We start from the raw sequence: 20,873 nt of genomic DNA on the forward strand, positions 1-20,873 counted from the left end.
CTTTATATTATGCCTGAGGCGCCGCTCACCCACCCGCCCGCGTCTCGCTCATGAGACGGGGTGCAGAATATGCGTGTCAGCATGCGATTCTTCACCCTCTCAATTAGACAAAGGTTTACCTAAGTGATAGATGCCTCAGCTTAATACTGAAGTTTTTAGAGAAAAGTACTTGTCACATCCGCTCCAACATGCGAAAGTTGATAAGTCAATTTTCACCCTAACCCAGGGTGTGCATCCCATCAGCGGATGTATTTGACACGCGCACAGGAAAATAGATGTGTCTTGCCACCGCGTGAGACCGTAAATCATGAAGGAGGTCCACCGTGGATTGGCGTAGTCGTGCAGCTTGTTTGGACAAGGATCCGGAGCTGTTCTTCCCCGTAGGAAACACCGGACCTGCCCTGTTGCAAATTGAAGAGGCCAAGACTGTCTGCCGCTCTTGCGAGGTTGTAGACGTCTGCCTGAAGTGGGCCATCGAGACCGGCCAGGACTCCGGCGTATGGGGTGGCACCAGTGAAGACGAGCGTCGTGCGATGAAGCGTCGCGCAGCTCGTGCCCGCCGTGCATCCTAACTTCCGGAGTATTCAATAGGGCATCAAAAGCGTGGTGCAGTGACTTTATGTCACTGCACCACGCTTTTGCCATATACAGGGCAGATACGAAACTGCCGCCGCTCCCCTATTGGAAACGGCGGCAGTTCTACATGTCATGCAAGAAGGCGGCTAGACGAGCACCGCGGTAATAACCACGCGGGTACCCTTCGGTTCGTTAGCCTCCCAGCGAATCGAGCCGTTCAGCTCGCTCGCCACCAGGGTACGCACAATCTGCATGCCCAGGCCTTCCTTACCGGTCACCGGGCGGTAGGCGTTCGGGCCGGACTCTTCAATCTTCTTATCGCCCATGCCCTTACCGTCATCGGTAATCACGACGGTGAGGATGTTCTCGCCCTCATCATTGGTGCCGCGAATACCCTCAAGGGTTACGGTTCCGGTCTCGCCGTCCAGGCCGTGCTCCACAGCGTTCGCGACGACCTCGTTAATGACCAGCGCCAGAGGGGTAGCGAACTGGCTCGGCAAAGAACCGAAGGAGCCAATCAGCTTGGTGGACACGTGCTGACCGGGCGAAGCCAACTCAGCTGCAAGGTGGAACTGACGCTCAATTAGCTCGTCAAAGTCGACGTTCTGAGTCAGACCCTGCGAGAGCGCCTCGTGCACGGTCGCAATCGTTGCCACACGGCGCATCGCCTGCTCCAGGCCCTGACGAGCCTCGTCCGTGGTCATGCGGCGCGACTGCAAGCGCAGCAGAGCGGACACAGTCTGCAGGTTGTTCTTCACGCGGTGGTGAATCTCGCGAATGGTCGCGTCCTTGGTCATGAGCTCCAGCTCGCGGCGGCGCAGTTCGGTCACGTCGCGACAGAGAATCACGGCACCCTCACGCTCGATGCGGGCGCGCCTCTGCGCCAGCAGCGGGATGGAGCGCATCGTGACGCGGGCGCGGGCAATGACCAGTTCGGTGCGCAGGTCGCTGCGTCCAGCAAGGACGAGCTGCAGGGTTTCGTCTGCCTGCTCACCGGCAGGAAGCATGGCGCGGGTGACGTCGGCGAGGTTCCGCTTTTCGAGGTAACCGCTCAGCCCCATGCGGTTGTACATCGAGTTCGCGTTCGGGGACGCAACGACCACGCGACCGGCGGGGTCAAGCACAATAATGCCGTCAATCACGCGGGGGTTGCCCTGGGTGTTGTTTCCCTGGGCGAGGGGGTCGGGCCACAGGCCGGAGTGCACCATGGAAAGCATGGTGTCGGCGGCGAATTCGTAGACCTCGTCACTGATGGAGGGGTAGCCGCTGGGGGTGGCAATCTTGTGGCTGGTCAGTAGCGCAATGGTGCGGTTGTTGCGCACGATAGGCACGAAGGTCACGTGTACGCGCGGGCGGGCACCGACGCCTTCACCGCTGCCTTCGTCGGTGTAGGTGCTGATGTTCTGGTCAATCCAGACGCGGTATGCCTCGTCGCGGGTTCCATCTTCCATTTCCTGCTCAATGATGTCGTGGTGGAAGAGGGTTCGGACGTTGGAGGGGCGCACGTGCGCGAAGGCACGGAAAGTACTGGTTTCGCTGGGGCCAGATACGGCATCCGGGGAGCTGCCGTCGGCAACAACGTAGTCGGTGGGGAACCATAGAACCAGATCACTCTGGGCGATGTCAGAGATGACCTGCCATTCACCCATGATGAGGTGAACGCGTTCAGTGTCGCCAGGACCGAAGTCGCAGGCGCTCATAATTCCTTCTGCAAAAGACATATGTTTGTGTGCTTCCCATGAGTTCGGGTGGATTCAACCATTTTACGGGTTTGGTCGTCGTGAGTCCCATTCAAACGGCAATATGTGGAATAGTTTACAGAGCATTTCTTGAAGCACGCTTTTATTCGTAAATATGACGCAGCGAGATGAGATGCACCCCTCAGTTGGACAGTGAGACATTCGCACTTCTCCCCCGTTTCGGCCCCCGAGTGAATGCACAAAAACCCGGCGTATCGGCGCTCCTCGTTTCGGGAGGAATACCGATAAGCCGGGCTTTTTAGCAAGCGCTAGTTATAGCTGACGGGCCTACTCGCCGTGTTTGATACTACGCGCCGGGGCGCACCGCGTACATGCCCTCAAGCATCGCCTCGAAGGACTGCACGACCGCGTGGCGGGGTGCCACCTCCAGCAGCGCTTCGCCGTTGCGGCGCAGACGGTCCATGACCTTACGCTCGTACGGAATCACGCCGGTGAGCGGCACCGACAGGTAGCGTGCCCAGTTATCGCGCATCTTCGCCTCCGGGTTGAATCCGGCGGCTTCGCGGCGGCTGCGGTTGAGCCAGTACTGCACATCCGTTTGGGGTGCGAACAGGTCCGGGCGCGACTGCACCTCGCGGGCGAGGTTAATCAGGCGCGGCAGGCCAATCACATCTGCTTCACCGAGCGCAATCACGCGGTCGGAACAGGCGAGCGCGGTGAGGGTCGCGGCGTTGCGGCGCGGCGCCGGGCCGTCAAAGGTCAGTTCCTCGTCCACCTCGATGGGTGCGGCAACATCGCAGATGACCAGGTCGTAGCGGTGCTTGAGCCATTCGAGTACTTCGCTGAAGGCACGGGCGCGAACCTCCGGCCAACGCGAAGAGGAGGTGATGCCGCTCAAGAAGTCGAAGGTGCCGTTCTTGAGGGGCACACGCTCCATGATGGCGCCCGCCTTTTTCTCGTCAAGCTGGGCGCGGTCGGCGTCCGAGCAGAGAATCGCCAAGCCGGAGCCGGTGTCCTCGAGCGCCATGAGCGCATCCAGGCTGGGAGCGTACGTATCCGCGTCGATGAGGCAGACCTGCTGCCCCTGCTGTGCCGCGAGGGCTGCGAGGTTGAAGGCGATGGTGCTGCGGCCGGGCGCGCCGTGAGTACCCCAGACGGTCACAATCTTGCCGAGGCGGTGGCCCGGCTGGTAGCGGGAAGGCGCGGCGGGATCCTGGTTGATGTCCGGGTGCTGCGGCAGGGTGCCGTCGTTGTTCTCGTTCTGCACGTGCAGGGCGTAGTCGCTGCCGGGCGCAAAAGAGTCGACGATGGCGGCGGCCTGGCTGAGCACGGATTCCTCATTGCTGGGAGCGGTCGAGGAGGCTTCCGCCGGCTCATGCGCACCGGGTGCCGGGGTGGCGGGGGCTGCGGGGTCGATTCCGTAGCCTCCGTAGTCGGCGCCGTAGTGTGCACCAGCATTTGTAGCAGCACCCGCGGCGGGGTCGTATCCATACCCAGCCGACTCGTACCCAGCCGGGCTGTGTCCGCCGTTATCGTAACCGTAGCCACCGTAGGCGCTGTCGTAGCCGTACCCTGCGTCGTATCCGTAGCCGGCGTCCTGACCGTAGGCGGCCTCCGGGTGGTGCACCGCCTGCGCGGGCGCCTGATTCGGGGTCTGCGCGGGAATGCCGTAACCGACGGAGGGGCGGGCGAGCGCCGCATCCACCGCCTGTTCAAGCGAGCCCAGGATCTCGTCGAGGGCAGCTTCGGGGCGGATGCGGTGCGCCTGCGTGGGCAGGGGCAGGTTGTCCGGGGCGATGACCGCCAGGAGCACTTCGGAGGCGGCGAGCGCATCCACGGTGGAGGCGCTCATTTCGGCGGGCACGTGCGCGCAGAGCAACACGCGGGCGATGCCGGTGTGCGCCATGCCGACGGCTTCACTGAAGTCCTGTACGGTGCGCGCCACGGAGACGCGGCCGCGCTGGGATTCGATGCGGTTCAGGAGCGAGCCGTCATCGCCGTAGAGGATGACGGGGATGTTCACTGGCCCTCCCCGTAGGTGCCGGGGATGAGGCTGATCTTGGAGTCGCTGTTGCTTTCCTTCACGAGGTCGGTGAGGGCTTCTTCCTTGACCCACAACTGCACGGTTGCTTTGCCGTTGGCGCCGAGCACGCCCTCGTCGACCGTGATGGCGACGATTTCGGCGTTGGTGACGATGGCGCGGGCACCGTTTTCGGTGCGGTTATCGCTCTTGGTGTCGGGGTTGCGCGGGCCGGAGGTCCACACGTCCACGCGCTCACCCGCCTTCAGTGCGGAGGCTGCCGCACGGTCAATGCTGACGGTTGCGAGGCGGCGGCCCGGGGAGGTTTCAGTGCCTACGGATTCCTTGCTGATGAGGTTGCCGGCGGGGATGCGCTGAATCGCGATTTTACCGTTCATCTGGGCGGCATCGGCGCGGGTGAAGTACTTGTCCTTGGCGGAGTCGATGTTCGCTTCGACTCGAGCTAGTTTGTCTTCGGTGATTTTCTCGCCGAGGCGGATTTCGCTTTTGGCGGTGTAGTACTCGGTTTTGCTGTTATTCGCCTGCACGTAAAGCTGCACGCCGGTGATGGAGATGAGCACGAGGAGTACACCGAGGATGAATCGCCAGTCTTTGACGGTGGGCCTTTTGAGGCGTTTGGCGTGGGGCTCGGTGAGGGTGGAACGCTTCGTCGCGTTCTGTCGTATGCGCATGATGTGGTTGTGCCTTTCGGTGCGGAAGCCGGCGGTGATTCCGGGTGTTGTTCAACTGACCGATGAGCGAGTGGTGTGTGTTCGTTAGTGCTTTGACTGGATTCTGGCGCTAACCCTAACAGCATATTTCATTTAGTACTCGCTCTCAACAAGAGTCGTGTTTATGAAATATTTTTGAGTTTCGTCCCTTTTGAAGGGGCGATTAGATAACTTTTCAGCTCATATAAGGCTTTTTGCGGGCAAATTTCGCGGTGATGGCATATACTGAAAGTACTCAATAGATGTTCACTACGAACTCTATCTGAAAGGCTACTAACGGTAGCTAGGGGCCCAGGATTTCACTCACGGAAAGGATCCAATTCGATGACTGCACCTCGTTTCCTCACTCTGAGCGACGTCGCCGAGGAGTTGCAGGTTTCGCTTTCGCAGGTACGCGCTCTGGTGCGTAGCGGCGAACTTCCCGCCATTCAGATTGGTGGGCGTAACCAGTGGCGTATTGAACGCTCTCGTTTTGAAGAGTACATTACCGAGCGCCACGAGCAGACTCTGGAGGCAATTGCTTCCGGCAAGCTCACTGCTAAGGCTAAGGCTGAGTAGCATTCGACATGCACCTCGCGGGCGCAACGCTCGAGTGGTTTTAGAAAGGTCCGCTCCTCTCGTTGAGATTTCAATGAAGAGGGGCGGACCTTTTTCTATTTTTATTGCTTTGATGCGGGCTTTTTAGCGTGAAATACGCGCGATTACCGCGCTGACGCGAGCCAGCGGGATGGTACGCACGCCGGCGCCGCGAGGGGCGCGGGAGTAGCCGGAGGCACCCTGACTATAGCCCGCCTGATTGTAGGCTCCCTGCGCACCATAGGCTGCGCGCGCATACTGGTCGCGTTCGTAGATGCGCGGGTACTGGCCGCCATTGAGCAGGCGCAGTTCAAGGAAGTCCGCGCCGACACGTTCGATGACACCGTCGTAGCTGACGGTTCCACCCTCGAGGGAGAGGCGGACGGGTTCGCGCGCCATGGCGAGGGAGCGGAGGGCGAGCTGGATTTTCATGCGGTAGCGTTCGGGGCGAATATCGGCGCGACCGGGGGCGATGCCGCCTTCCCACCAGAGCATTCCGCGCAGGGGGATGATGATGTTCTCGCCGCGCGCTTCGATGCTGACCCATTCCTCGCCGACCATTTCGAGCTTGCCTTCGTAGGTTTGCATGTCGGTGGCACAGATGCGGATGGGCCCGCCAACCTGCGCGAGGAGGCGGTCGTCGAGGGTGATGGTGGAGTAGTGGACGCGGGCGACTTGGCGGGCGTCCTGTTCCATATCCCAGGCGCGTTCGGAGGCGAGGCGCGCCTCAATGTCTCGTAGGAACTTTTCCATGCTCATGCTATGACCCTACCTGAGGATGGGTGCAGATACGAACCGGGGCGTTTTTCCGCTCAGGTGACGGTTGCCAAGCTTGATTTTTGAACCAAATTCCCCCAAATTACATGTTTTTCATACATTTTGATGCTTTTTGCTTCATTTTTGGTGTTACTTCCTGTATAAATGAAGCAACACCAAAACATATCAAACACACCATTTGGAGGTCATTGTGGACCGTTTTTCCACGCCGGGTCAGGCACCCGCAGCCTTCGCTTCGCATCCCCTTGCGTCCGTTACTCCTCTGGCATCCGGCACTGACGCAGGTCACGGAACCAGCACCAAGGCTAACTACCAGGACGCTCTGCTCTTCATCGCCCCTCCCCTACTTTCCGCGGCGGTCCTGGGCGCGTTGAGTGTGAACCTGCACCGCATCCCCTCGGCGCACCCGCTGACAGACGCTTCGCTGCTCTGTGCTGGAGCGGCGGCGCTCCTCATTACCGCGTGGTGGTTCATCAGCTTTATCTGCGCGCTCTTCTACGCTCGTTCCCTGCGAGTTTCGAGCCGCAGCGCAGAGCCTGCCGAGCTGAAGGTTCCGGCAATTTTCCGTCCGCGTTTTATGCGCCGCATCGTTCTGACGCTCGGCGGCACGGCGCTCGGAGTGGGTGCGGTTTTGGCTCCCGCGCAGGCTACGGTGGCTACACCCAGCAACGCCGGGCTAGCCGGTACGGAGGGCATGCCGCAGACGACTATCTCCGCGGTCATGACCGCAGACTCGATGAGTACCGCAGCTTCAACGGATACCGCGGCGGCAGTTACTACTCCAGACGCCAACTCGGATACGGATTCCGCCGGTACCACCCCGGATCAGTCCACCGATCCCCTGCAGCTCTCCGCTGAGGTTCCCGATATTCCCCTGGCTCCTGAACCCACGGAGGCGGCAGGCTCCCTGCAGGATCGCAGCCCCTTCTTCTCTCCTCCCCGCACCGAGGCGGGCACCTACTCCTACACGGTTCAGGCGGGCGATACGCTCTGGTCGATTGCCGCCGATCAGCTGGGTGAAGGCACCGACGCCTCCACCATTTACGACTACACCCTCGATATTTACGAGGCGAACAAGGACGCTCTGGGTCAGAACGCCGAGTTGCTCTACGAGGGGCAGGTTCTACAGATTCCCGAGCAGCCCGTTCACTAGCCTCACACCGCGTCTTCCGCTACCCCTCTCCACCCCGACAGTCTTTCGTTCGCTCAACCCACCTCACATACCTCTGCACCGAAAGCCTCTCTACCGAAAGCCTCTGTGCCGAAAACCTCTGTACCGAAAGGAGCCGTCATGAGCTTCTCCCACCTTCTCCCCCGCGCCCCGTGGACCCCGCCGCATCAGCCGGCACAGCCTGTCAGCCCGTATTCGAAGAGCCGCTCGTCCGCTCAGCCGGTAACTCCGCAGCAGGTGGCTCCGCTTCCCGAGCAGGGTCAGGGCACGATGGCTCTGGTGCAGAAGCGTAATAGCCCGTCGGTTTACTCGCTGTTGCCGCTGCCGCGTTACGAGCAGCATTCGGCGCAGCGTCCGCAGGTGATGAAGAAGGGCCGCCCGTTGCGTCCGGCGGATGCACTAGCTCGCCAGTTGGAGGGCCGTTGCGCTGGTGTGGCGATTGCGTACCTGGAGATTATGTCGGCTCGTCGTTCGCGTCAGCAGTTGGCGCAGTGGGTGTCTGCCGATTGTTTCCACCGTCTGCTGCCGTTCTTCCCGAAGAACCCGCGCCAGGTGCGCCAGGAGATGCTGTTGACTCTCCCGCCGGTTCTGCTGCGGGTGCGAGCGCAGAAGGTGCACGATGAGCTCTACGAGGTGGTGGCACTGCTGCGTTGTGCGGATAGGGTGCGTGTGGTGACCATGCAGATGCGCCTGATTCACGGTATGTGGCTGATTACCGCGATCGAGCAGCCGCAGAGCCGGGTCGACGAAGACTAGGCTTCCTCATCATCCGCTGAATAAATCGCCCGCAGAATAACTCACAGACACGCAGAGAGGGTGCGAATCCGATGTTGGATTCGCACCCTCTCTGTTGTGCTTTATGCTCTTTTCACGCTTTGCGGTGCTTCAGGTTTCAGACTGAGGCTACTTGTCCTTCGAACGCTCCACGTGAACCTGCTCGTGGCCGTCCTCATCCGGGGCGGAGTACTGCAGGAACTTCGGGCGCGAAGGCTCAGCCAGGCGCACTGCAGAAGCCTGGGTACGCTGCTTGGACAGGTCCAGGTTGAACAGGTAGGTCACGGTCTCTTCACGGATCGCGCCGAGCATCGCCTGGTACATGTCGTAGCCTTCACGCTGGTACTCGACCAGAGGGTCACGCTGAGCCATTGCACGCAGACCGATACCTTCCTTGAGGTATTCCATCTCGTACAGGTGCTCGGGCCAGCGCTCACCAATGACGGACAGCATGACGCGGCGTTCAATTTCGCGCATGCTCTCTTCGCCGACGCTCTTTTCACGCTCCTCGTAGATGAGGTGTGCGTCCGCCAAGACTTCCTTCACAATCTGGTCGCGAGTGATCTTGGTGCGGTCGCCGGCGTCTTCTGCCAGATCATCCACGGTGATGGAGATCGGGTACACCTGCTTGAGGGCGCTCCAGAGCTCGTCGAAGTCCCAGTCCTCGGCGTGGCCTTCAGAGACGCGGGCGTCAATGATGGTGGTCAGCACCTCGTCCACGAAGCCGGAAATCTGTTCCTTCAGGTCGTCACCGTGCAGGATGCGGCCGCGGTCCTTGTAGATCGCTTCGCGCTGGCGGTTGAGCACGTCGTCATACTTGAGCACGTTCTTACGCTGCTCAGCGTTACGGCCCTCAACGTTTGCCTGTGCGGTAGCGATAGCGCGGCTAACGATCTTAGAATCCAGTGCGGAGTCCTCGGGGGCTGCCGCCATGAGGCGGGTTGCCATGCCGGTGTTGAACAGGCGCATCAGTTCGTCGGTCAGCGACAGGTAGAAGCGGGACTCGCCCGGGTCGCCCTGACGGCCGGAACGACCGCGCAGCTGGTTGTCGATACGGCGGGACTCGTGACGCTCAGTGCCGAGCACGTACAGGCCACCGAGCTTGGTGACTTCATCGTGCTCTTCTTTAGCGGCGTCTTCGCAGGCCTTCAGGACCTCGGGCCAGCGTGCCTCGTACGCCTCGGAGTTGGTGTTCGGGTCCAGACCGAGCTCACGCATCTTCTCGACGGCCTCAAATTCGGGGTTACCGCCGAGCATGATGTCGGTACCACGACCAGCCATGTTGGTTGCCACGGTGACGGCGCCCTTACGGCCCGCCTGCGCAACAATGGCTGCCTCGCGCTCGTTGTTCTTCGCGTTCAGCACCTCGTGGCGCACGCCTGCCTTCGCCAGCTGGCGGGACAGGTACTCGGAGTTCTCCACGCTTGCGGTACCAACCAGGATCGGCTGGCCCTTCTCGTGGCGTTCCTTAATGTCCTTGACTACTGCCTTGAACTTGGCGATTTCGTCGCGGTACACCTTATCGGGGTTGTCGATGCGCTGCACACCCTTGTTGGTGGGGATGGGCACCACGCCGAGCTCGTAGGTGTTCATGAACTCTGCCGCTTCGGTTTCCGCGGTACCGGTCATGCCGGACAGCTTGTCGTACATGCGGAAGTAGTTCTGCAGGGTCACGGTCGCCATGGTCTGGTTCTCAGGCTTGATTTCGACGCCTTCCTTCGCCTCAATCGCCTGGTGGATGCCGTCGTTGTAGCGGCGGCCCGGCAGAATACGACCGGTGTGCTCGTCAACAATCAGGACCTCGCCGTCAATGACCACGTAGTCCTTGTTGTTGGTGAACAGCTCCTTCGCCTTAATGGAGTTGTTCAGGAAGCCAATGAGCGGGGTGTTCTTGGATTCGTAGAGGTTCTTCACACCCAGGTGGTCTTCCACCTTGTCAATGCCGGATTCGAGGATGCCGACGGTGCGCTTCTTCTCGTCTACTTCGTAGTCTTCACCGCGCTTGAGCAGGGTTGCGGCAATGCGCGCGAACTCTGCGTACCAGCGGTTTGCTTCGCCCGCTGCGGGGCCGGAAATGATCAGAGGGGTACGTGCCTCATCGATCAGGATGGAGTCCACCTCATCGATAATGGCGAAGTTGTGGCCGCGCTGAACCTGCTCCTCCACAGTCCACGCCATGTTGTCACGCAGGTAGTCGAAGCCGAACTCGTTGTTCGTACCGTAGGTGATGTCCGCGGCGTACTGCTTACGACGCTCGTCCGGCTCCATGGAGGACAGAATCACGCCGCACTCCATACCGAGGAAGCGGAACACGCGACCCATGAGGTTCGCCTGGTACTCAGCCAGGTAGTCGTTCACGGTCACAATGTGCACACCCTTGCCGCTCAGGGCGTTCAGGTATGCGGGCAGGGTCGCGACGAGGGTCTTACCCTCACCGGTCTTCATTTCGGCAATATTGCCCAGGTGCAGTGCCGCGCCACCCATCAGCTGGACGTCGTAGTGGCGCTTGCCCAGGGTGCGCTTGGACGCTTCACGGACTACCGCGAAGGCCTCCGGCAGCAGAATATCGAGGGATTCGCCGTCCTTGACGCGCTCGCGGAACTTGTCGGTCTCTGCTCGCAGTTCCTCATCGGTCATCGATGAGAAACTGTCCTCGAGCGAGTTCACCGCCTTAGTGTACGCTTCGAGCTGTCGCAGAACCCTCTTATCGCCGGTTCGGAGGATTTTCTCCAAGAAAGATGCCACTGAGCTTCTACTCCTTGCTTGTTTCGGTACCCTCACCAAGGGCGCGCGAAAGTGCGCGCGGTGAGGCCTTCCTACATATTGTATGGCAGAGCCGCCTAATTCGCCCGTCCGAGCTCTTTTTTACGCTGTGCGCCCACGAGGTGACATTTGGTGACGCTCGAATCTTTCACCTTCCGGTTGAGGCGGAGCCGCCCCATCCGTCTAAAGGAACGTCTAAAGAAACAGATGTGTGGAAGGCAAAGAAAAACCCGGGGGCCTGGAGAAACACGGTGTGTGTTCCCAGACCACCCGGGTCTTGAGCCTGCTTGCTGAGCTATAGGCCCCAAGGGGCTTACGTCTCAGCAGTCAGCAGGTACGTTAGTTTTACTCGTTATCCAGAGTAATGATGCCGTAGCTCCAACCCTTACGGCGGTATGCCGCAGCCGGTGCGCCGGTCTCGCTGTCAATGTACAGGTAGAAGTCGTGGCCGACCAGTTCCATACGGTCAACAGCTTCTGCGGGAGTCAGACGCTCGCCCTTGAAGCTCTTGTGGCGAATCTCGATGGGAGATGCGGCTTCGTCGGCGAGGGTAACCTCGCTGTTGTCGAATGCTGCTTCTTCAACCGGAACATCCGGTAGCAGAATCTCGGTAATTGCTTCGGTAACCACGGGAATCGAGCCGGTAGCGTCCGCCACGGAGACGGGGTGCTTGCCACCGCGCTTGTGCAGCTTGCGGCGGTCACGTGCACGGCGCAGACGCTCCAGGAGCTTGCCGTAGGTTTCATCGAAGACCGCGAACTTGTCGTGACCCTGGGCTTCGGAACGGAGGACAGGGCCGGTACCAACAACGGTAATCTCAACGCGGATGGACTCGCCACCCAGGTGACCGTCCTTGCTGAACTTGACGTCGATGTCCTTCACGTTATCGCCGAGCTGCGCGAACTTCTGAACCTTGTCGTTCACGTATTCTTCCAGGCGTTCGGTGACCTTGATATTGCGGCCGTAGATGTTGACTTCCACGATCATTCCCTCCAGGTTGGGGGCTTATACCGCGTCCGGTTGGACCCGGTACGGGGGTTCGACTCCAATGCCGTTCCCTTGTATTTATTTTAGTACGAAACATGGTTTATATCACTAGATATGACAAATATTTAGCCCAAATAATAGCTATTCGTCGGTCTGCGAACTTTAACAGCTAAAAATCGTGTATCTCTTGCAACTAACTACAAGAAACGCTACATCTGAGCTTTTTTCGGTACCGCCGCCACGGCGCACACGCCCAGCACCCGCGAACCCGCCTCCTGCAGCACGCGCACCATCTCGGAGGCAGTCGCACCGGTCGTCACCACGTCATCACAGATAATGCTCACCCGCCCCGCACACAGGGCGGGCTCCATGACACGCAAGGCACCGTGCATCCGCTCGGCACGACCCACAGCACCCAGGCCCTTCTGCTCGTTCTGCGCACCGGAAATCGCATCAGAAATAATGGAGGCGCCACTCCCCCGCTGTTTACGAGGAACGTACCCGATAACGTCCACAGCGCGCACCCGCACCGAGGCAGGCAAACGCCGATTGAGCTGACGCACCGCCTCCTGCACCAAAAGATTCGCCGGCGCATAGCCGCGGCGGCGCACACTCTGCGCAGACGACGGTGCCGGAACCAACAGAATCTCAACCGGCGCAGAAGAACCGGGTTCAGCCTGAAGCTCCTCCCGGCGAGCGCGTAGCAACTCATACACGCTACGCGCCAAACCCTCGCCCAGCAGGGGCAACAAATCGGTGCGGCCGGCATTCTTCAACGCCAACAGCGCACGCGGCATGATTCCCTCATAACGGGATGCCGCACGCACCTCAGGGGCACCTCCGCCAGTAGCGCAGTCGCCAGAAGACAGAGGCTGCAGAACCTGTACTTGTTCCACACGAGCCAACGCCGAATGCAGCTGCGGCAGACACGCCTCGCACAGCGGCGAACCTGCACCATAGGCAACCGGCACCGCACAGCACGGGCAGGTACGCGGCATCAGAACCTCACCCAAAGACCCGCCGGCGCTCTTGAGAGCACCCGCAAGCCCGGTCAGAGACTTGCTCAGGGACCCGTTCACGGGCTCGTTCAAACCACGCTGTTCTGAACTCACCGAAAGCAACCTTTCCGCGCGCTATACCCGGTGCCCGAGGCTAACCGGCGTAACTAATCTCGTGCAGAGTCGTATCCAGACGGATCCAGCCGCGCTCCTCCATCAGGTAGCACGAACCGTCAGAACGGTGGGCAATAATATTCGACGTATTATCCGCCGTCGAAATGGTCATCACGCCATCCAGACGGTCCAGCTTCGTCTCTTCACCGCTGAGGGAAATCACCTCAGACTCACCGTTCTTCACGTTCACCACCACGACGCTCTGGTCGCCAGCCCAACGGGCATTACGCGGAGTCACCGAAGAGCTCAGACGAACCATCTCCGTCAGGCGCAGAGGCTTGCCGGCATCATCACGCACAATACCGGAAATAATCACAGCCGACGCACCCTCAGTTGACGCCACAATCGCCATGCGCGCACCATCGTGAGAGACGTTCACGCTCGTAAAGCTCAAATTACGCTGCCACGACAGACCAATATCCACGCCGCGCTCGCGCTCATTCGCGTCCTCAGAGTCCGGCTTGAACGCACGCACAACGCCCGTACCATCGGCAGCCCACACCCAACCGTACGCATCAAAGCTCGGAGCAGTCAGAGCGGTACTCTGCCACACGCGGCGGGCAGTACCCTGATACACCGTGTACAGGCTCGCGGCATCATTCGCCAAGCATGCATAAACATCCGCAGTGTAACCCATCGCCGGGGAGCTCAACTGGCTCACGCCACGCAGAAGCAGCTGCTCGCCCGCGTTGCTCATGTAGTCATCACGCGCCACCATCTGGCCGTTCGAATTAATAGCAACCGTGCGGGCAGGAACACCCGGGTTCAGCTTCACCGCAGAAAAGCCGCTCGGTGCATTCTCAGGAATCAAAGTACCGTTGTAGAACACCTCGGTCTTACCCAGACCGGAGAAGTTCTCCAAACCGTGCATAATCTGCTCACGCACACGCGCCAAACGGTTATCGTCCAGGTGCTCACCCGAAAGACGAACCAGCACATCCTGGTTATCGCTCATGGTCGCCGTCTCAAGGCTCATCGACTCGTTCAACGCCGAGAACGCAACATCCTTCAGGTAGGAGGCCGGGCCAGCCATCAGCGTACGCACCAGCAACTCAAAATAGCGGTCCGTATGCGGGAACCAACGAATATCCGGCACAGCATAACGGAACGCACGATCGTAGAAGTACAGGCGGCACGGGCTAAACACGCGCTCAAACTCGGCACCATCCAGCCACAGACCATCCGGGCAGGAGCTAATACGCCACTGGTTATCTTCCATAACCATGGTGAAGTCCTGAGTTTCAGTCTGAGCCTCCGGGAAGGTGCTCGTAATACCCTGACTATTCACAGTCGCCGTCTGCTGGAAACGCACATGGTAGGTACCCTCGGCAGCTCCACTATCGTCACTGCGAGGCTGCACCGTATTACGGTACACGCGAGTCGTACCCATAGGATTCCAACGGCGTGCAAAAGAAGAACTCAAATACTGGCGCGCCACAGCATAATTCTCGATGCTGTCCACACCAGCACGCACGAAGCCCTCAATAATCGCCTCGGGGGTAGCACCCGCCAGCGGTCCCGGCGCACGCGCCGGAGAAGTATTCACGCTCTTCACGTCCAGACCGCTGCTGTGCTGAGTCACTCGATCATTCGAAGGAAGACCCGCGCAAGAGCTCACGAGCGTCGCCAAAGACACCGCACCCCAAGACAGCGCGGCGCGTCGAGAAACAATAGCCCTGTGAGCCATGGAGGTCTTAACCTTCCTCTACGAACAAAGACAAACAATCACCAACTACCGTTGCAGGCCATCGCAACACGGTGAAAAGATAACCACGGCGAAATAGCAACACCGTGAAAATATATCTGCATTGATTGTACTGGGTGAACAGTGCAAATACGCAAGGATAAGCGCAAATACAATCACACCCATCCCAATCCTCGGCCCCAATCCCCCGCTCTATGACGGATGCTTTAGGCAGGAACCGGAGCCCTCTCCTACCGACCTTTAGAGGGCATCCTCAATATTCGCTCGAGGAGCAATATTGGGCAGCGTATCCTTCGCGGTCGCCGAACGATGCGCACTCACCTCAGGCTCACCCGTCACCAAAACCGGCGACTCGCCCAAAGGCGCACCGTGAATTAGCGGCAGGTTTATCGTGAAGCAGGCACCGCGGCCCTTCTCGCCCCACGCCTCAATCGTGCCGCCGTGCAGACGCACATCCTCAGCAGCAATCGACAGACCCAGGCCCGTACCGCCCAGGGTGCGCTTACGGGAAGTATCAGCACGCCAGAAACGGTTGAACACCTGAACAGCCTCATCCTCAGACAGACCGATACCGTGGTCACGCACCGCAACACCCAGGTTCGTGGCATTCGCACCCACGTACACGTCAATCGGGCGGGACTCGCCGTGCTCAATCGCGTTGTACAGCAGGTTACGGAGCACACGCTCAATACGCACGCGGTCCATATCCACCATGATGCTCTCATGGCTCGTATGCACGTTCAGCTTAGTATTCGTGCGCTCCAGGTGCGGCAGAGCCTCCTGCAGAATATTCGACAGCACACGCATGAAGTCTTCAGTGTCGATGGTCAGCATTGCGCTACCGGCATCGAAACGAGAAATCTCCAGCAGGTCAGAAAGCATCGACTGGAAACGATCCACCTGATCGTGCAGAAGCTCCACGGTGCGGCTCTGGGTGCGCTCCATCTCGTCACGCGTATCGTACAGAAGCTCAGTACCCAAACGCACCGTCGACAGCGGAGTACGCAACTCATGCGACACGTCAGACACAAAGCGCTGCTGCAGAGTCGACAGGCGCTCCAGCTGAACAATTTTCTCCTGCAGCGAGTCAGCCATCAGGTTGAAGGAATAGCCCAGACGCGCCGCCTGATGCTCACCGTGTACAGACACACGCTGATCCAGGTCGCCAGCAGCCAGCTTCTCTGCCGTAATAGCGGTCTGCGTAATCGGGCGGACCACAAAACGAGTCACAATCCACACCACAGAAAGCACCACAGCAAGCAGCGCGCAGAAACCACCAAAAAGAACAAAGTTAATATGCGCAATCGTGGCGGAAGAATCCGTCATATCGTACACAAGGAACAAACCGTAATTAGGGTTCTGAGAAATAGAAATATGTGTACCAACAATAAGCACCGGATAGGTACGCTCACGATTATTTTCGACAGTAGTCACCGTAGACGTCTGCCAGAAAATACCTTCTTTATCGCGAACAGTTTGTTTGAAATCATTCGGAATACTCGAAGAATTCAAAGAATTATTACTGCTCTGCTCAGGAATAAAACCCTGCTTACCTTGACCCTCCAAAGGCACAAGAATCCAATTACGCTTACCCGAACTACCTGCATCCAGCACGGTCAGGGTACGGCTCACATTACGGCGAATTTCGCTGTCACTACGGGCCTCAGAGGAGTCCAGCACGCTCTGAACGTTACGGAAACCACTCTCCGATTCCGCCAGCGCCTGACCCTTCTGATTCTCAAAAAGACTCGTCGCAATCTGGCTCGACAAGGACCAACCCACCATCAAGAAGCTCAGGAACATCATGATGCCTGCAGTGCCCAAGGCACGGAACTGCAGAGATTCCTTCCATAGACGCTGAGCGCGCTGCATCAGGCTCCTACTACTCTGCTTTTTCGCCTTACGCGGCTTGGAAGTGCGGGTACGCGAAGAGGCGGAGGCTACCGCCTCCGCCGTCAAAGCGCCGTGCTCATGGCTCGACTTCGCAACAGACAATCAGGTTATCCCTTCGCCTATGAATAGGTTCCGATTAGCTACCGGAAGATCCCACCAGCTCGGTCGGAATCTTATAGCCAACGCCACGGACCGTCTGGATAAAACGATCCGCACCCAGCTCATCAAACTTAGCGCGCAAACGCTGGACGTGCACGTTTACCAGCGAATCGCTCACATCAGTGTAACCCCAGACCATATCCAGCAGTTCCTGACGGCTCAACGCCTGACCCGGGTGGCGCACCAGCGCAGCCAACAGGTCAAACTCCAGAGGAGTCATCGGAACCTCAGTGCTGTGGTACTTGACGGTACGGCCGTCCATATCCATGACAATATCGCCAATAGACACCACCAGCTGGCGGCTCTCACGCGGACGCAAACGGGTACGAATACGCGCCAACAATTCAGCGTGCTTAAAAGGCTTAGCAATGTAATCATCAGCGCCAGCCTCAAGACCCTTAACAACATCTTCAGTGTCGCTTTTAGCGGTCAACATAATAATCGGCACATTAGAAGAACGACGAATTTGCTGGCACACTTCAATACCGTTCATGCCAGGAAGCATCAAATCCAAAAGCACCAAATCGGGAGTGGAACGCATAAAAGTTTCAAAAGCGCGTGCACCATTTTCGCAAAAAACGGCGTTGAAACCCTCCTGCGCGAGCACGAGGCCAATCATTTCCGCCAGAGCATCATCATCATCAACCACCAAAATGGTGTGTGCATCGCTAGCGCTCACAGTACCTCCCTAAAGAAATGTCGTAAATACTTACATAAAAATGCTGATTCTCTAATCATACCGCGCGCTCAGCCAAAGCACGGGCACACTCTGTCACACGAGCCAGGGAAGCCGTGGCATCCAGCACACTCACCGTACCCGAAGCCGCCCCAGCAGACGCGGAACCCCGCTGAATACGCTCATCAGGCATCAAACCCACCGCGCTCAGCTGGGCAGATTCAAGACCAACCTCACGCCACAGGCTATGCAGGCGGCGGACCTGATCCGGCACCCGCGCAGAGGTCACCACCGGAAGCCACAGCTGAGCCTGCGCCTCCAGAAGCTGCGCCACGGGTTCCCATGAACGAGGGTCACTCAGCGGCGGAACCTGCAGCGTGCCGGGCCCCTTGAGGCGGGCGCGATCAGGGTGCAACAGCAAAGCGCAGGGGGCGGCGCCCTCAACCTGCATAGCTTTTACCAGTGCCAAAGCATCAAGGGTAGGACGCGCCTGGCTCAGCAGCTTCAGCTCCTGCACTGGCTTGAGCGCGGTGCCGTCCACATCAAGGATGAGCTGCAGGTTCAGCTCCGCGAATCGCTCCGCCACACGGCGGTACACCTGCTGATAATAGTGAGGCTGCAGCGAAGGCAACGAACGGAAGCCACTCACCGTAGGGATAGAGCCCTCCAGCAGACGCTGAAACTCCGACTCATCCAGCTGCACGGCAATCAGCGCCCGCGGAGCCTGCAGGGCCTCACGCAGAGACTCCACCCAGCGCTCCAGGCCTTCCAGGAAAGACTCCAGCAGGTCACGGTTCGCACCGGCATCGCTGATAGCGCGCTCACCGCCGGGTAGATAGATGCTCGCGGCAAGGGTCAGCGGGCCGACCAGCTGAATCTTATACACCGGGGCGGTGTCCTGTCCGGAGCCAAAACGCTTTTTCTGCGCGCCCACGCGATCAGCCAGAAGGTTAATGTCCGAGAGCAGGCGGTCCTGCGCCAGGGCAGACTCGCGCGCTCCCCTGCCGCCGCTATGCACCATGCGCCAACCAAACGAGGCGCCGTCAAAGGCGAGCCCCTCGCACATCGCCAGCGTGCGTGCCAGCGGGGTGCTCTTCCAACCCAACGCCGAAAGGTGCGGCAGGAACGGCAGATGCGGGGATCCCAGTTCGCCCTCCACGCGGGACATCGCTTCGCCCAAATCGTCACCGGGAAAATCACCCAGACCGCTGGCGCGCACCAGCGGACGCTCAGTGGCGAGCGCGGCGAGGTCCTGTTCGGTCAGCTCGTCCCCCTCGGGGGCGCGGTACTCACCGGGCAGGAGCAGGCGCTCCGGCACAGGTTCGGTGCGGGCAGCCTGGCGGTTGGAAGAATGAGCGGGCATAGGGGTTTATCCAGAGGGATCAGATAACGTACAAATTCAAACGTAGCGACGCGAAAGTAGCGCGTTACTAGCCTTCGGACTTCTCAGCTTCGGTTGCCTCGCCGTCCTGCTCAGCCTGCTCGTTTGCGATGCGCACGTGGTGGCGAATCACCTCAGAAATAATGAAGTTCAGGAACTTCTCCGCGAACTCCGGGTCCAAGCTGGATTCCTTCGCCATGGCACGCAGGCGAGCGATCTGTGCCTCTTCACGACCGGGGTCGCCGGCGGGCAGGTTGTGCTTAGCCTTCAGGATGCCCACGCGCTTAGTTGCCTGAAAACGCTCCGCGAGGATGTGCACCAGCGCTGCGTCAAAGTTGTCGATGGAGCGGCGCATGGCGAAGAGCTCTTCGTAGACTTCCGGTGCGACTTCATCGCCCATGGAGGTGGCGTGGGGGTCAAATTCGCAGGACGTGTTCTCGGCGGTCATCGGTTTCTCCTCAGATCGTTTGTGGTCTTCTATGCGATGCGGTTGCGGTGTGGTTGGGGCAATCCGCGGGGTGTCTATCGCTGGGAGTTGGCGCTCAGGGTTTCCTGAATATCTTCGCGGTCCAGTGAGTAGGCGCGGGCGATGGTGGACTGGCCCAGCACGCGGGTGCCCTGGTAGAGCACCATGGTCTGGCCCGGTGCCAGGCCGGAGAGCGGGTCCAGCAGGCGCACTACGGTTTCTAGGCGCAGTGCGCCTTCTTCTTCAGCTTCGGGGTCGGGTGCCCAGGTCATGTACGCCTTGGCGCGGACCGGGTCGGCGTGCGCGCGAACCTGTGCGGTCACCTCAAACTCTTCGCTACGGGCGCCCGCCTGTGCGGGCTCTTCCAGGAAGCGTGCCGCCTGCTCCACGGGCACGCCAGCCCAGGTGGCGCGAATACCGCGGATTTCGTGCACGGCAAGCAGCTCGCGGGAGCCGACGATGACTTCGTTCTCCTTGGGGCGCACCTCCAGCACGAAGCGGGGCTTACCGTCGGCGGCGGGGCGGCCCAGAGCCAGGCCCTTGCGCTGGCCCACGGTGTACGCCTGCGCGCCGGGGTGCTCGCCGAGTACCTCGCCGTGGGTGTCTTTGATGAGTCCGGGGCGCATTGTGATGTGGTCGCCCAGCCAGGCGCGGGTATCACCTTCGGGAATGAAGCAGATGTCGTAGGAGTCCGGCTTCTTCGCCACGGAGAAGCCGCGCTCTGCCGCCTCCGCGCGCACCTGCGCCTTGGAGGGGGTGTCCGCCAGAGGGAACCAGGCGTGCTTGAGCTGTTCGTGGGTGAGCACGCCGAGCACGTAGGACTGGTCTTTAGCCCAGTCGGCGGCGCGGTGCAGTTCGCGGTTGCCGTCTTCGGTGGTGATGACGCGGGCGTAGTGGCCGGTCACTACGGCGTCGAAGCCGAGCGCGAGGGCGCGTTCGAGTAGCGCGGCGAACTTGATCTTTTCGTTGCAGCGCATGCAGGGGTTGGGGGTTCGTCCGGCTTCGTATTCGGAGATGAAGTCGTCGACGACGTCTTCTTTGAAGCGTTCGGAGAAGTCCCAGACGAAGAAGGGGATGCCCAGCTGGGAGCAGACGCGGCGGGCATCCATGGAGTCTTCGAGGGTGCAGCAGCCGCGGGAGCCGGTGCGTAGGGTGCCGGGCATGCGGGATAGGGCGAGGTGAACGCCGACTACTTCGTGTCCTGCGTCTACGGCGCGGGCTGCGGCGACTGCGGAGTCAACGCCGCCACTCATAGCTGCAAGAATTTTCACTGCCTATCCTTCTGTTGTGTTGAGCCTCTAGGAACATTCGGAGCGTGCCCTGTGTGGGCGCGCTTTCCGTTACTG

General features: G+C 59.8%; 17 protein-coding genes. 4 read left to right on the plus strand and 13 right to left on the minus strand.

Going from position 1 to position 20,873, the window contains the following annotated elements:
* The first annotated feature begins 323 nt into the window (after positions 1-323).
* Entirely contained in the window at positions 324-572 is a 249-nt protein-coding gene (locus tag HMPREF2682_RS03575) for a WhiB family transcriptional regulator (RefSeq protein ID WP_005505386.1), read from the plus strand.
* Between the two features lie 150 nt (positions 573-722).
* On the opposite strand, the gene HMPREF2682_RS03580 is transcribed toward HMPREF2682_RS03575, so the two are convergent.
* The 3 genes from HMPREF2682_RS03580 to HMPREF2682_RS03590 form a co-directional block, all read right to left on the minus strand.
* Positions 723-2,297 carry a sensor histidine kinase gene (locus HMPREF2682_RS03580; protein WP_070831504.1) on the minus strand — a complete coding sequence of 525 codons (1,575 nt, stop codon included), beginning with the start codon at positions 2,295-2,297 and terminating at the stop codon, positions 723-725.
* Between the two features lie 325 nt (positions 2,298-2,622).
* Positions 2,623-4,299 carry a CpaE/TadZ family protein gene (locus tag HMPREF2682_RS03585; RefSeq protein WP_070831507.1) on the minus strand — a complete coding sequence of 559 codons (1,677 nt, stop codon included), beginning with the start codon at positions 4,297-4,299 and terminating at the stop codon, positions 2,623-2,625.
* Positions 4,296-4,988, minus strand: coding sequence for an SAF domain-containing protein (locus HMPREF2682_RS03590; protein ID WP_070831509.1), 693 nt, complete (start codon positions 4,986-4,988; stop codon positions 4,296-4,298). Before HMPREF2682_RS03590 ends, HMPREF2682_RS03585 begins: the two co-directional genes overlap by 4 nt.
* Positions 4,989-5,351: 363 nt before the next feature.
* Here HMPREF2682_RS03590 and HMPREF2682_RS03595 point away from each other — a divergent pair, with 363 nt between their 5' ends.
* Positions 5,352-5,585 carry a helix-turn-helix domain-containing protein gene (locus HMPREF2682_RS03595; protein ID WP_044150292.1) on the plus strand — a complete coding sequence of 78 codons (234 nt, stop codon included), beginning with the start codon at positions 5,352-5,354 and terminating at the stop codon, positions 5,583-5,585.
* A 123-nt stretch (positions 5,586-5,708) separates the two neighbouring features.
* On the opposite strand, the gene HMPREF2682_RS03600 is transcribed toward HMPREF2682_RS03595, so the two are convergent.
* A complete protein-coding gene (locus HMPREF2682_RS03600) occupies positions 5,709-6,362 on the minus strand; it encodes a histidine kinase (RefSeq protein WP_070831512.1) in 654 nt (217 codons plus the stop codon).
* 208 nt (positions 6,363-6,570) lie between these two features.
* Here HMPREF2682_RS03600 and HMPREF2682_RS03605 point away from each other — a divergent pair, with 208 nt between their 5' ends.
* Both HMPREF2682_RS03605 and HMPREF2682_RS03610 read left to right on the plus strand, forming a co-directional pair.
* Positions 6,571-7,533, plus strand: coding sequence for a LysM peptidoglycan-binding domain-containing protein (locus tag HMPREF2682_RS03605; RefSeq protein WP_070832605.1), 963 nt, complete (start codon positions 6,571-6,573; stop codon positions 7,531-7,533).
* Positions 7,534-7,671: 138 nt separating this feature from the next.
* Complete coding sequence (locus HMPREF2682_RS03610; protein WP_070831515.1) at positions 7,672-8,307, plus strand: Rv3235 family protein; 636 nt, start codon at positions 7,672-7,674, stop codon at positions 8,305-8,307.
* Positions 8,308-8,454: 147 nt separating this feature from the next.
* On the opposite strand, the gene secA is transcribed toward HMPREF2682_RS03610, so the two are convergent.
* The 9 genes from secA to mnmA all read right to left on the minus strand — a co-directional run bounded on the left by secA (position 8,455) and on the right by mnmA (position 20,798).
* Positions 8,455-11,070, minus strand: a complete 2,616-nt coding sequence (gene secA / locus HMPREF2682_RS03615; RefSeq protein WP_070831518.1) for a preprotein translocase subunit SecA — start codon at positions 11,068-11,070, stop codon at positions 8,455-8,457.
* Positions 11,071-11,433: 363 nt separating this feature from the next.
* A complete protein-coding gene (hpf, locus tag HMPREF2682_RS03620) occupies positions 11,434-12,075 on the minus strand; it encodes a ribosome hibernation-promoting factor, HPF/YfiA family (protein ID WP_012903212.1) in 642 nt (213 codons plus the stop codon).
* A 209-nt stretch (positions 12,076-12,284) separates the two neighbouring features.
* Positions 12,285-13,187: a ComF family protein gene (locus HMPREF2682_RS03625; protein WP_239662328.1), complete on the minus strand. Its 903-nt coding sequence runs from the start codon at positions 13,185-13,187 to the stop codon at positions 12,285-12,287.
* A 40-nt stretch (positions 13,188-13,227) separates the two neighbouring features.
* Positions 13,228-14,934 (minus strand): LpqB family beta-propeller domain-containing protein, encoded by a 1,707-nt coding sequence (locus HMPREF2682_RS03630; protein ID WP_049354277.1) that lies wholly within the window; start codon positions 14,932-14,934, stop codon positions 13,228-13,230.
* Between the two features lie 258 nt (positions 14,935-15,192).
* A complete protein-coding gene (gene mtrB, locus HMPREF2682_RS03635; RefSeq protein ID WP_049354275.1) occupies positions 15,193-16,947 on the minus strand; it encodes an MtrAB system histidine kinase MtrB in 1,755 nt (584 codons plus the stop codon).
* Between the two features lie 34 nt (positions 16,948-16,981).
* Complete coding sequence (gene mtrA, locus HMPREF2682_RS03640; protein WP_012903206.1) at positions 16,982-17,683, minus strand: MtrAB system response regulator MtrA; 702 nt, start codon at positions 17,681-17,683, stop codon at positions 16,982-16,984.
* A gap of 55 nt (positions 17,684-17,738) precedes the next feature.
* Positions 17,739-19,043, minus strand: coding sequence for a uroporphyrinogen decarboxylase/cobalamine-independent methonine synthase family protein (locus HMPREF2682_RS03645; RefSeq protein ID WP_070831520.1), 1,305 nt, complete (start codon positions 19,041-19,043; stop codon positions 17,739-17,741).
* A gap of 67 nt (positions 19,044-19,110) precedes the next feature.
* On the minus strand, positions 19,111-19,509 hold the full coding sequence (locus tag HMPREF2682_RS03650) for a chorismate mutase (RefSeq protein ID WP_070634482.1): 399 nt from the start codon (positions 19,507-19,509) through the stop codon (positions 19,111-19,113).
* Between the two features lie 74 nt (positions 19,510-19,583).
* Positions 19,584-20,798 (minus strand): tRNA 2-thiouridine(34) synthase MnmA, encoded by a 1,215-nt coding sequence (gene mnmA, locus HMPREF2682_RS03655; protein ID WP_070831523.1) that lies wholly within the window; start codon positions 20,796-20,798, stop codon positions 19,584-19,586.
* Between the last annotated feature and the right edge of the window lie 75 nt (positions 20,799-20,873).

The organism is Rothia sp. HMSC061D12, from assembly GCF_001836735.1.
Classification (GTDB): Bacteria; Actinomycetota; Actinomycetes; order Actinomycetales; family Micrococcaceae; genus Rothia.